Raw genomic sequence first — 12,483 nt, 5'->3', positions numbered from 1 at the left:
GGTTTATGCAAGTTAAGCGTTTCTTTGCCGCCGATATGCGTCAGGCCATGAAGCTGGTTCGTGATGAGCTGGGCGCTGATGCCGCCATCATTGGCAATCGTCGCATTGCCGGCGGTGTCGAGCTGACGGCGGCACTGGATTACAAATTGTCGGCGCTGGCACCACGGGTTCCGAACATGGAACTCGAAGACGAGCTGCGCAAGACCCAGTCGCGCATCGTCACCGCCCAGGCCGAGTTGAGCCTGCGTGGCGAAGCCGACGGCAACAGCAATCGGCAGATCTTCGCCGGTCTGCCGTTGACCGCTGGGCTGCCGCTGACCGCCGCTGAGCCGCTGAGCGAGCCGACGTACGCCGCTCCGGCGCGTCCGGCCCCGGCGCCTGCGCAGTCCTCCGGCGGCGTCGATCCACGCGCACTGGATTCGATGCGTTTTGAATTGAACAGCCTGCGCGAGCTGATGGAAGTTCAGCTCGGCACCCTGGCCTGGAATCAGTTGCAGGGCAGCCGTCCGGCGCAAGCCAACCTCTATCGTCGTCTGCAACGCATCGGTCTGTCCGGGCCGTTGTCGCGCGATCTGCTGGCGATGATCACCGATATCGAAGAGCCGCGTCAGGCCTGGCGCATGTTGCTTGCGCACCTGGCGCGGATGATTGCCGTACCGGAAGTCGAGCCGCTGGAAGAGGGCGGTGTGATCGCCATGGTCGGCCCTGCCGGCATGGGCAAGACCACCACGCTGGCCAAGCTCGCCGCGCGTTACGTGCTCAAGTACGGCGCGCAGAATGTCGCGCTGGTGAGCATGGACAGTTTCCGCATCGGTGCGCAGGAACAACTGAAGACCCTGGGGCGCATTCTCAATGTGCCGGTGACTCACGTCGATCCGGGCCAATCGCTGGTGCAAGCGCTGGATCCACTGCTGCGCAAACGCGTGGTATTGATCGATACTGCCGGCCTGCAAGCCAGCGATCCGGCCCTGCGCATGCAGCTCGAAAGTCTGGCCGGTCGAGGCATTCGTTCAAAAAATTATCTGGTCTTGGCAACCACCAGCCAGAAACAGGTTCTAACCGCCGCTTATCACAGTTACAAGCGTTGCGGGCTTGCCGGGTGCATCCTGACTAAACTGGATGAAACGGCCAGCCTTGGCGAAGTGTTGAGCCTGGCGATCAGTCATGAATTGCCGGTCGCGTACCTGACCGATGGCCCACGGATTCCAGATGATCTGCATCTGCCGCGCCGTCATCAATTGGTCAGCCGCGCCGTCAGCGTGCAAATGCAGGAAGAACCCAGCGAAGAAGCCATGGCCGACATGTTCGCTGATATCTATCACAGCCCCACCAAGCAGGTAGGCTGAGGTATTCATGAACAGTTTTTGTACCTACATCGATGGTCTGCCATGCATTGTTCCGGTTGTGAACGCGCAGCCAGTAATGTGGCCTCCGTCTATGCAAGACAAGGTAAAGAAATAACATGGGCAGCATGCATCCCGTACAGGTGATCGCGGTGACCGGCGGCAAAGGTGGCGTCGGCAAGACTAACGTGTCAGTGAACTTGTCCCTGGCGCTGGCAGAGCTTGGCCGTCGGGTCATGTTGCTGGACGCCGACCTGGGTCTGGCGAACGTCGACGTTCTGCTGGGGCTCACGCCCAAACGCACGCTGGCTGACGTTATCGAAGGCCGCTGTGAGCTGCGCGACGTTCTGTTGCAAGGCCCCGGCGGGATTCGCATCGTGCCGGCCGCGTCCGGCACCCAGAGCATGGTCCACCTGAGCCCGGCACAACACGCTGGCCTGATTCAGGCGTTCAGCGACATCGGCGACAATCTCGACGTACTGGTGATCGACACCGCTGCGGGTATTGGTGACTCGGTAGTCAGTTTTGTTCGCGCAGCCCAGGAAGTGTTGCTGGTGGTGTGCGACGAGCCGACCTCGATCACCGACGCCTACGCGCTGATCAAACTGCTCAACCGCGATTACGGCATGAACCGCTTCCGCGTATTGGCCAACATGGCGCAGAGCCCGCAAGAAGGCCGCAACCTGTTCGCCAAGTTGACCAAGGTCACGGATCGCTTCCTTGACGTCGCTCTACAATACGTCGGCGCCGTGCCTTACGACGAAAGCGTGCGTAAGGCCGTGCAGAAACAGCGTGCCGTCTATGAAGCCTTCCCGCGTTCCAAGTGCGCGCTGGCGTTCAAGGCGATCGCGCAGAAGGTCGATACCTGGCCGCTGCCCGCCAACCCGCGTGGCCACCTTGAATTTTTCGTCGAGCGCCTCGTGCAGCAAACGGCAGGGCCAGTGCTATGACCGCCAGCGGTATGAATTACTACAAGAAGTCGGCACGTGATGCGCAGTACGAGTTGATCGAGCGTTACGCGCCACTGGTAAAGCGCATTGCCTATCACTTGCTGGCACGGTTGCCGGCGAGTGTGCAGGTCGAAGACCTGATCCAGGCCGGGATGATCGGCCTGCTTGAAGTCTCGACCAAATATGACGCCAGCAAAGGCGCCAGTTTCGAAACGTACGCGGGCATACGAATCCGCGGCGCAATGCTCGACGAAGTGCGCAAAGGGGACTGGGCGCCACGCTCGGTTCACCGCAATACCCGTATGGTCAGTGACGCGATTCGCGCAATTGAAGCTAAAACCGGCCGTGATGCTAAAGATCACGAGGTTGCGGCCGAACTCCAATTGAGTCTCGACGATTACTACGGGATTTTGAATGACACCTTGGGCAGCCGCCTCTTCAGTTTCGACGACCTGCTGCAGGACGGCGAACACGAAGGGCTGCACGAGGATGGCGCGAGTGCTCATCTTGAGCCGTCACGCGATCTGGAAGATGAACGCTTCCAGGCGGCGCTGGCGGACGCGATTGCCAATTTGCCGGAGCGTGAGCGACTGGTGTTGGCGCTGTACTACGACGAAGAGCTGAACCTCAAGGAGATCGGTGAAGTCCTTGGCGTCAGTGAATCGCGGGTCAGCCAGTTACACAGCCAGTGCGCGGCCCGCTTGCGGGGGCGTTTGGGGGAGTGGCGAGCGCGCTGAAGGCAGTGTGGGGACACTGCGAACGAGGCTGGTGCGGTGATGAACGGCACCGGTCTTGCTCTGTTGTGCTCCAGACAGTCTTCGAGTGCTGCGCCGATTGATTGAAGTGGCGCGTCCAGGTGCTGGGCGCGTTTAAGACTGCTTGGAGGTCGAATTGAACAAAGACATGAAAATCCTCATCGTTGATGACTTCTCAACGATGCGGCGGATCATCAAGAACCTGCTGCGCGATCTTGGGTTCACCAATACCGTCGAGGCCGACGATGGCACTACCGCCATTCCGGTGCTCAACAGCGGAAGCATCGACTTTCTGGTAACAGACTGGAACATGCCGGGCATGACCGGTATCGACCTGCTGCGCCACGTGCGTGCCGATGAAAAACTCAAGCATCTGCCCGTTCTCATGGTGACCGCTGAAGCCAAGCGCGAGCAGATCATTGAAGCCGCTCAGGCCGGTGTAAACGGCTACGTAGTCAAACCTTTCACGGCTCAGGCGTTGAAAGACAAAATCGAGAAGATTTTCGAACGCATCGGCTGATGAACGCGCGGGGGAGCTATGGAGCATAACGAATCTTCACAGGGCGATTTCGAGTCGACCCTGAAAAAACACGCGGTCGAACTGGTCGAGAGCCTTGAAAAAGGCAGGTTCGGCGACGCTGTGCAACTGATCCATGAGCTCAATCAGACCCGTGACCGTGGCCTGTATCAGGAAGTCGGCAAGCTCACACGTGAACTGCACAGTGCGATCGTCAACTTCCAGATCGATCCGAACATGCCGCAGGCCGAGGAAGTGTCGCAAATCACCGACGCCACCGAACGCCTGGGCTATGTGGTCAAGCTGACAGAGGCCGCGGCCAACCGCACCATGGATCTGGTGGAAAGCGCCACGCCGGTGGTCAACAGTCTGGCCGATGAAGCCCAGGCCTTGAGCACCGATTGGGGTCGCTTCATGCGTCGCGAAGTCGGGGCTGAAGAGTTCCGCGAGCTGGCGCGCCGGGTCGACGGTTTTCTGTCGCGCAGCAGCACGGACAACCGTGCGGTGTCGAGCAATCTTAACGACATCCTGCTGGCCCAGGATTACCAGGACCTGACCGGTCAGGTGATCAAGCGTGTGACCCAACTGGTCACCGAAGTCGAAAGCAATTTGCTCAAACTCGTGCTCATGGCCAGTCAGGTCGACCGCTTTGCGGGCATCGAACATGACCGCGCCGCGATGCTTGCAGAAAAAGATCCACAAAAACATCTCTCGCAGGGTGAAGGTCCGCAGATTCATGCCGATAAACGAGAAGACGTTGTGTCCGGTCAGGACGATGTGGACGATTTGTTATCCAGCCTCGGGTTCTAGAGTTTTGGAATTTTAGGTTTTTTGGGTTTTTAGACCTGTAGGAGCACCCCATTAATGAGCTTCGGCGCCGATGAAGAGATCCTTCAGGATTTCCTGGTTGAGGCCGGCGAGATTCTTGAGCAACTGTCCGAACAACTGGTCGAGCTGGAAAGCCGCCCGGATGACGCAGATCTGCTCAACGCAATTTTTCGCGGTTTCCACACTGTAAAAGGGGGCGCCGGCTTCCTTCAGCTCAATGAGCTGGTGGAGTGCTGTCACATCGCCGAAAACGTGTTCGACATCCTCCGTAAGGGTGAACGTCGCGTTGATGCAGAACTGATGGACGTTGTCCTCGAAGCACTGGACGCGGTGAACAGCATGTTCACTGAGGTTCGTGAGCGTGCGCCGATCACCGCTGCCACCCCGGAACTGCTGGCCGCTCTGGCGCGTCTGGCCGAACCGCAATCGGCGGACGCAGCCCCGGCTTCGCCAGTGGCCGAGATGATCGAAGATCTGGTCGGCGAAGGCGACCCGTCGGGCGACATCACCGATAACGAATTCGAACAACTGCTGGACTCGCTGAACGCCGTCAAGGCCGAAGCTGAAGCACCGGCAGCGGCTGCACCTGCGCCGGCTGCCGATGGCGCGGCCAGCGATGAAATCACCGATGCCGAGTTCGAGTCGTTGCTCGATCAGTTGCACGGCAAGGGCCAGTTCGCCGTGGACGCGGTTGCACCAGCGGCGGCAGCCCCTGCGGCACCGGCCAAAGGCGACAGCTCCGACATCACCGACGACGAATTCGAAGCACTGCTCGATCAGTTGCACGGCAAGGGCAACTTTGCTGTCGATGCGCTGGAGTCGGCGATTGCTTCGGCACCTGCGCCTGCTGCTCCAGCGGCCGCAGCGGCGGGCAGCGATCTGATCAGCGATCACGAGTTCGAATCGCTGCTCGACGAATTGCACGGCAAAGGCAAGTTCACTGAAGTCGGCACCGCCGCTGCTGGCAGCGCCTCGAACGTAGCCACGCCCGTTGCCAAAGCGCCGGCCGCCGTAGCAGCGCCAAAGCCTGCTGCCAAGCCTGAGCCAAAAGCCGAAGCGCCAAAACCGGCCGCCGCTGCGGCACCGGCTCCGGCCCGTGCCGCCGCTGCACCGCCACCGGAAAAACCGGCAAGCGAAGCCGAAACCACCGTGCGCGTCGACACCGCACGTCTCGACGAAATCATGAACATGGTCGGCGAGCTGGTGCTGGTGCGTAACCGTCTGGTGCGCCTGGGTTTGAACAGCGGCGATGAAGCCATGCAAAAGGCCGTGTCGAACCTCGACGTGGTCACGGCTGACTTGCAGACCGCGGTGATGAAGACCCGGATGCAGCCGATCAAGAAGGTCTTCGGGCGCTTCCCGCGTCTGGTTCGTGACCTGGCGCGTCAGCTCAAGAAAGAGATCAACCTGGAACTGGTGGGTGAAGAAACCGACCTCGACAAAAACCTTGTCGAGGCCTTGGCCGACCCGCTGGTCCACTTGGTGCGCAACGCCGTCGACCACGGCATCGAGTCGCCGGAAGAGCGCGAAGCGTCGGGCAAGGCCCGTGGCGGTCGTGTGGTGCTGGCGGCCGAACAGGAAGGCGACCATATCCTGCTGTCGATTTCCGATGACGGCAAAGGCATGGACCCGAACGTCCTGCGTTCGATCGCGGTAAAACGCGGTGTGATGGACAAGGATGCGGCCGATCGCCTCAGCGATACCGAGTGCTACAACCTGATTTTCGCCCCGGGTTTCTCGACCAAGACCGAGATCTCCGACGTCTCCGGCCGTGGTGTCGGCATGGACGTGGTGAAGACCAAGATTTCCCAGCTCAACGGTTCGATCAACATCTACTCGACCAAGGGCCAGGGCTCGAAAATCGTCATCAAGGTGCCGCTGACCCTCGCGATCATGCCAACCCTGATGGTCATGCTTGGCAACCAGGCGTTTGCGTTCCCGTTGGTCAACGTCAACGAGATCTTCCACCTCGACCTGTCGACCACCAACGTTGTGGACGGCCAGGAAGTGGTGATCGTGCGGGACAAGGCGCTGCCATTGTTCTACCTCAAGCGCTGGCTGGTCAGCTCCGCCGCTCACGAAGAGCAGCGTGAAGGCCACGTGGTGATCCTTTCGGTGGGCACTCAGCGGATCGGCTTCGTCGTCGATCAACTGGTCGGCCAGGAAGAAGTGGTCATCAAGCCATTGGGCAAAATGCTCCAGGGAACTCCGGGCATGTCCGGCGCCACCATCACCGGTGACGGCCGCATTGCACTGATTCTCGATGTTCCGAGCATGCTCAAGCGTTACGCCGCACGGCGTATTTGAATCCGGGGCAGCGGGGCGACAACGTTCCGCTGCACCTAATGGAGTGTTTATGGCAGTCAAAGTCCTGGTGGTGGACGATTCGGGTTTTTTCCGCCGCCGCGTCTCGGAAATTCTTTCAGCGGATCCGAGCATCCAGGTGGTCGGCACGGCCACCAACGGTAAAGAGGCGATCGATCAGGCCCTGGCCCTCAAGCCGGACGTGATCACCATGGACTACGAGATGCCGATGATGGACGGCATCACGGCAGTGCGGCACATCATGCAGCGCTGCCCGACCCCGGTGTTGATGTTCTCCTCGCTGACGCACGAAGGCGCGCGGGTCACCCTCGATGCGCTGGACGCCGGTGCGGTGGATTTCCTGCCGAAGAATTTCGAAGACATCTCGCGTAACCCGGAGAAGGTCAAGCAACTGCTGTGCGAAAAGGTCCATAGCATCTCGCGCAGTAACCGTCGCTTCAGTGCTTACAGTGCGCCGGCTCCAGTGGCTGCGCCTGCACCTGCGCCAACCCCAGCGGCATCAAGCTTCAGCAGTCACAGCACTCACGCTCCGGCCCGTCCGGCGCCTGCCCCTGTGCATGCACCTGCGCCAAGCCGCGCGTCGACGGCCAGTTCCTCCTCGCCGGCACCGAAGCGCAAAGCCTACAAACTGGTTGCCATCGGCACCTCGACGGGTGGTCCGGTTGCCTTGCAGCGCGTGCTGACTCAGTTGCCGGCAAATTTCCCGGCACCGATCGTGTTGATCCAGCACATGCCGGCGGCGTTCACCAAAGCCTTCGCCGAGCGTCTCGACAAGCTCTGCCGCATCAGCGTCAAGGAAGCCGAGGATGGCGACATCCTGCGTCCGGGCCTGGCGTTACTGGCGCCGGGTGGCAAGCAAATGATGATCGATGGCCGTGGTGCGGTGAAGATTCTGCCGGGCGACGAGCGTCTGAATTACAAGCCATGCGTGGACATCACTTTCGGTAGTGCGGCGAAGTCCTACGGCGACAAAGTTCTGGCGGTGGTGCTGACCGGCATGGGCGCCGATGGCCGTGAAGGCGCGCGTCTGCTCAAGCAGGGCGGCAGCTCGATCTGGGCGCAGGACGAAGCCAGCTGTGTGATTTACGGCATGCCGATGGCCATCGTCAAAGCTGACCTCGCGGACGCGGTGTACAGCCTCGACGATATCGGCAAGCACATTGTCGAGGCGTGTATCTGATGGATGTTTTAAGCCTTATCGGGATCATCATGGCGTTCGTCGCCATCATCGGCGGCAACTACCTGGAAGGTGGTCACCTCGGTGCGCTGGCCAACGGCCCGGCGGCATTGATCGTACTGGGCGGCACCATCGGTGCCGCGCTGCTGCAATCGCCGATGAGCGCGTTCAAGCGCGCCATGCAGATTCTCGCCTGGATCTTCTTTCCGCCTCGAGTCGACCTGGCTGGCGGCATCGACCGCGTGGTCAACTGGAGCCTCACTGCGCGCAAGGAAGGCCTGCTCGGTCTGGAAGGCGTGGCGGATGCCGAACCTGACAACTACTCGCGCAAAGGCCTGCAACTGCTGGTCGACGGCGCCGAGCCGGAAGCGATCCGCAGCATCCTTGAAGTGGATTTCTACACCCAGGAAGCGCGCGACATCGAAGCCGCGAAAGTTTTCGAAAGCATGGGCGGTTATGCGCCGACCATCGGCATCATCGGTGCGGTGATGGGCCTGATCCATGTGATGGGCAACCTCGCTGACCCGACGCAGTTGGGCAGCGGCATTGCCGTCGCATTCGTCGCGACCATTTACGGCGTGGCCAGTGCCAACCTGATCCTGCTGCCGGTGGCGGCCAAACTGAAGTCTATCGCGCTGCGGCAGTCGCGTTATCGCGAAATGTTGTTGGAAGGCATTTTGTCGATCGCCGAAGGTGAAAACCCTCGCTCCATCGAGTTGAAGCTTCAGGGCTTCATGGATTAAGGGAATAAGCTCATGGCACGTCGTCGCCACCAGGAAGAGCATGTAAACCACGAACGCTGGCTGGTTTCCTACGCTGACTTCATCACGTTGCTGTTCGCGTTCTTCGTGGTCATGTACTCGATTTCGTCGATCAACGAAGGCAAGTACAAAGAGATCTCCGAAGCGCTGGTCGGTGTCTTCAAGGACTCCGACCGCGCGCTCAAGCCGATTCCGATTGGTGACGAGCGGCCGAAAACGGTGACCCCGGCCAAGCCGCTGGTCAAAGATGCCGAGCAGATCGATGCCGGTATTGCCGGTGCCAGCGATCCGCTGAAAAGCATCGCTGATGACATCAGCGCGGCGTTCGGTGACTTGATCAGCTCCAACCAGATGACCGTGCGTGGCAACGAGTTGTGGGTCGAGATCGAACTCAACTCCAGCCTGTTGTTCGGCAGCGGCGATGCCATGCCGAGTGACATTGCCTTCAACATCATCGACAAGGTTGCAGCGATTCTGAAACCGTTCGACAACCCGATTCACGTCGAAGGCTTCACCGATGACCAGCCGATCCGCACTGCGCAGTACCCGACCAACTGGGAGCTGTCCTCGGCGCGTTCGGCGAGCATCGTGCGCATGTTGGCGATGCAGGGCGTGAACCCCGGTCGCCTGGCGTCGGTGGGTTACGGTGAGTTTCAGCCGGTCGCCAACAACGCCACCGTTGAAGGCCGCGCGAAGAACCGTCGCGTGGTGTTGGTGGTGTCGCGCAATCTCGATGTGCGCCGCAGCCTCACGGGCACCGGGACCGCCAATGCGCAACCGGACGCGGCGTTGAAGCGTGCTGGCACACAAACTGCACCGACCCCGGTCAAGACGCCGGGACGCGAGAGTGCCGTCAATTCTCCGTCACCCGCATTAACACGCTGAGCTATGTCTCGGTCGAGCATATCGGCCGGGAGGAACGAACTGAATGAGAGTCTGGGCAGTCGCCAATCAAAAGGGTGGTGTCGGTAAAACCACATCCTCCATCGCTTTAGCCGGATTGCTGGCCGAGGCGGGCAAGCGCGTGGTTGTGGTCGATCTCGACCCGCACGGCTCGATGACCAGTTATTTCGGTTACGACCCCGACAGCCTGGAACACAGCAACTACGACCTGTTTCTGCACAAGGGCAGCGTGCCGCAAGGCCTGCCGGGGCAGTTGCTGTTGTCGACCAGCGATGAACGTATTTCGCTGTTGCCGTCGAGCACCGCGCTGGCGACCCTTGAGCGTCAGTCGCCCGGGCAGAGTGGTCTCGGTCTGGTGATCGCCAAGAGTCTGGCGCAATTGTGGCAAGACTTCGATTACGCCGTGATCGACAGCCCGCCGTTGCTCGGCGTCTTGATGGTCAACGCGCTTGCCGCGAGCCAGCAACTGGTGATCCCGGTGCAGACCGAACACCTGGCCGTCAAAGGCCTGGAGCGCATGGTCAACACCTTGGCGATGATCAATCGTTCGCGCAAACAGGCGCTGCCGTTCAGCATCGTGCCGACCCTGTTTGATCGCCGTACGCAGGCATCGATGCACACCTTGCGTGTGCTGCGGGACAAATTCCCCGACGAGATCTGGCAGGGTTACATCCCGGTCGATACCCGTCTGCGCGATGCCAGCCGTGCCGGTGTCACGCCTTCGCAATTCGACGGCAAGAGCCGTGGCGTGCTGGCGTATCGCGCGCTGCTCAAGCATCTGTTGGCGCAACAACTTGTTCCGCAGGTGGCTTGAATGATTTTGACTTGTGTAGGAGCTGCCGAAGGCTGCGATCTTTTGATCTTGCTTTGTGGCGTTCCTGAAAAGATCAAAAGATCGCAGCGTTCCGCAGCTCCTACAGGGGGTTGCGCATGAATCGGCCTTTGAAGTTGACGTCGAAGCCGCAGTTGGCCTTGCAGTCGTATCTGGACAGTCTGCTGCAGGAGATTCCTGACGCGTTGCCGACGCCAGTCGAAGTTGTCGAAGAAAGCACCGAGGCGCTGGACGAGTTCCAGGCCGCGGTGCTGGAAGAGCAGGCCCGTGACGCGCAGAAAGCGGCCAGGCCTGCTGCGCCGGTTGCCGCGCCTGCCGTTGCAGCGGTTGCCAAAACGCCGGTGGCTTTGATCGAGGAAGCAGCGCCGGTCCGTGCATCGGTCTCGACGCTCGCTCCGCTGCTGCAAACACAGTTGCTGAAAACCGCACCGCAACCGACTGTGGTCGAACCGGCTCCAGCACCTGCTCCAGTTGAGCCCGCACCTGTCGAGCAGACGCTGGTCCCGCCGCTGGTGGAAGTGCATCTGCCACCGAACAACACGCCGCCGCCGGTGGACACCGATGGCCGTCCGGCCTGGGCGTCCGAAGCGTTCGAATGCCTGTTGTTCGACGTCGCCGGGCTGACCCTCGCGGTGCCGCTGGTATGCCTCGGTTCGATCTATTCGCTGGCTGGCCATGAGCTGACGCCACTGTTCGGTCAGCCGGAATGGTTCCTCGGGATCCTGCCGAGCCAGGCCGGCAACCTGAAAGTTTTGGACACCGCACGCTGGGTCATGCCGGATCGCTACCGCGATGACTTCCGTCAGGGCCTGCAGTACGTGATTTCGGTACAAGGTTACGAGTGGGGCCTGGCGGTGCATCAGGTCAGTCGCTCGTTGCGCCTGGACCCGAATGAAATCAAATGGAGAAGTCATCGAGGTCAGCGGCCATGGCTTGCCGGCACGGTGATTGAGCACATGTGTGCATTGCTTGACGTTTCCGCTCTGGCCGAGTTGATCGCCAGCGGTGGGGCAAAGCACCTTGGCGGCCACAAGCCGCTACATAAACCGACATAGCAGCCGACATAACAATCAGGCGACGGCATTGTTGAATGCCGCCACACAGAACACACACCGCCCAGAGCGGTTTTTTCGAGGGGTCAGGTATGAGTAATCAGGCGACGAATGCAAAAGGTTCTGAAGATCCGATCCTGCAATGGGTGACCTTCAAGCTGGACAACGAAACCTACGGCATCAACGTGATGCGCGTGCAGGAAGTGCTGCGCTACACCGAGATCGCTCCAGTGCCGGGTGCGCCAAGCTACGTGCTGGGCATCATCAACCTGCGCGGTAACGTGGTCACCGTGATCGACACCCGTCAGCGCTTCGGCCTGAACAGCGGCGAGATCAGCGACAACACCCGTATCGTCATCATCGAAGCCGACAAGCAAGTCGTCGGCATCATGGTCGACAGCGTCGCCGAAGTGGTTTACCTGCGTCAGTCGGAAATCGAAACCGCACCGAACGTCGGTAACGAAGAGTCGGCCAAGTTCATCCAGGGCGTGTGCAACAAAAACAACGAGTTGCTGATCCTGGTCGAGCTGGACAAGATGATGAGCGAAGAAGAATGGTCGGACCTGGAGAATATCTGATTGATTCTCGAGGTCGCGGTCATTGTCCTGTTCCTATTCTGGGCAGGCACGCTGGCAATGTTTGTGTCGTACATCAAGGCGCAAAAAGTGATTGCCGCACAACAGGCTCAGGGCGATGCGCTGCGTGATCAGCGCATCAAGGACCTGGCCAAACGTGTTGACGATTACCAGAACGGTAATGTGCGCATGGGCGAAGCGCTGCACGAGTTGCGTGCCGTGGTGAGCCCGTTGCCGGACAAGATCGTTCAGCTGGAACAGCGCGATCCATCCAGCCTGTCGTTCGCCCAGGCGGCGAAACTGGTGGGCATGGGCGCCAGCGTTGATGAACTGACTCAGTCGTGTGGGTTGACCCAGGCTGAGGCCGAGTTGATGCGCAAGCTTCACAAGAACTAGCAGCAAGATCAAAAGATCGCAGCCTTCGGCAGCTCCTACAGAGATCTCATGTAGGAGCTGCCGAAGGCT

The 12,483-nt window shown here is 60.3% G+C and carries 13 protein-coding genes; all 13 read left to right on the top strand.

Going from position 1 to position 12,483, the window contains the following annotated elements:
- The first annotated feature begins 5 nt into the window (after positions 1 to 5).
- Complete coding sequence (flhF, locus tag EJA70_RS13210; protein WP_008077677.1) at positions 6 to 1,346, top strand: flagellar biosynthesis protein FlhF; 1,341 nt, start codon at positions 6 to 8, stop codon at positions 1,344 to 1,346.
- A 116-nt stretch (positions 1,347 to 1,462) separates the two neighbouring features.
- Positions 1,463 to 2,293, top strand: a complete 831-nt coding sequence (gene fleN, locus EJA70_RS13205; protein ID WP_003222917.1) for a flagellar synthesis regulator FleN — start codon at positions 1,463 to 1,465, stop codon at positions 2,291 to 2,293.
- Positions 2,290 to 3,030 (top strand): RNA polymerase sigma factor FliA, encoded by a 741-nt coding sequence (gene fliA / locus EJA70_RS13200; protein WP_003222919.1) that lies wholly within the window; start codon positions 2,290 to 2,292, stop codon positions 3,028 to 3,030. Before fleN ends, fliA begins: the two co-directional genes overlap by 4 nt.
- 166 nt (positions 3,031 to 3,196) lie before the next feature.
- On the top strand, positions 3,197 to 3,568 hold the full coding sequence (locus tag EJA70_RS13195) for a chemotaxis response regulator CheY (protein WP_024012118.1): 372 nt from the start codon (positions 3,197 to 3,199) through the stop codon (positions 3,566 to 3,568).
- An 18-nt stretch (positions 3,569 to 3,586) separates the two neighbouring features.
- Positions 3,587 to 4,375: a protein phosphatase CheZ gene (locus tag EJA70_RS13190; RefSeq protein ID WP_008077686.1), complete on the top strand. Its 789-nt coding sequence runs from the start codon at positions 3,587 to 3,589 to the stop codon at positions 4,373 to 4,375.
- 54 nt (positions 4,376 to 4,429) lie between these two features.
- A complete protein-coding gene (locus EJA70_RS13185; protein WP_158831201.1) occupies positions 4,430 to 6,700 on the top strand; it encodes a chemotaxis protein CheA in 2,271 nt (756 codons plus the stop codon).
- A gap of 49 nt (positions 6,701 to 6,749) precedes the next feature.
- The gene (locus EJA70_RS13180) at positions 6,750 to 7,898 is read left to right on the top strand and encodes a chemotaxis response regulator protein-glutamate methylesterase (protein ID WP_158831199.1); all 1,149 of its coding nucleotides are present in this window, start codon (positions 6,750 to 6,752) and stop codon (positions 7,896 to 7,898) included.
- Positions 7,898 to 8,638 (top strand): flagellar motor protein, encoded by a 741-nt coding sequence (locus EJA70_RS13175; protein ID WP_008077689.1) that lies wholly within the window; start codon positions 7,898 to 7,900, stop codon positions 8,636 to 8,638. Before EJA70_RS13180 ends, EJA70_RS13175 begins: the two co-directional genes overlap by 1 nt.
- A 12-nt stretch (positions 8,639 to 8,650) precedes the next feature.
- Positions 8,651 to 9,541, top strand: a complete 891-nt coding sequence (motD, locus tag EJA70_RS13170; protein WP_008077690.1) for a flagellar motor protein MotD — start codon at positions 8,651 to 8,653, stop codon at positions 9,539 to 9,541.
- 43 nt (positions 9,542 to 9,584) lie between these two features.
- Complete coding sequence (locus tag EJA70_RS13165) at positions 9,585 to 10,373, top strand: ParA family protein (RefSeq protein ID WP_008077691.1); 789 nt, start codon at positions 9,585 to 9,587, stop codon at positions 10,371 to 10,373.
- Positions 10,374 to 10,489: 116 nt separating this feature from the next.
- Entirely contained in the window at positions 10,490 to 11,446 is a 957-nt protein-coding gene (locus tag EJA70_RS13160) for a CheW domain-containing protein (protein ID WP_158831197.1), read from the top strand.
- A gap of 89 nt (positions 11,447 to 11,535) precedes the next feature.
- Positions 11,536 to 12,021 carry a chemotaxis protein CheW gene (locus EJA70_RS13155; RefSeq protein ID WP_008083417.1) on the top strand — a complete coding sequence of 162 codons (486 nt, stop codon included), beginning with the start codon at positions 11,536 to 11,538 and terminating at the stop codon, positions 12,019 to 12,021.
- Positions 12,022 to 12,414, top strand: a complete 393-nt coding sequence (locus tag EJA70_RS13150) for a DUF2802 domain-containing protein (RefSeq protein WP_008083419.1) — start codon at positions 12,022 to 12,024, stop codon at positions 12,412 to 12,414.
- Positions 12,415 to 12,483: the final 69 nt, after the last annotated feature.

This window comes from Pseudomonas sp. PB103, from assembly GCF_009764635.1.
In the GTDB taxonomy this organism is placed as follows: domain Bacteria; phylum Pseudomonadota; class Gammaproteobacteria; order Pseudomonadales; family Pseudomonadaceae; genus Aquipseudomonas.
Note: the sequence above shows the minus strand (reverse complement) of the source record. Positions and strands in the feature narration are given on the sequence as shown.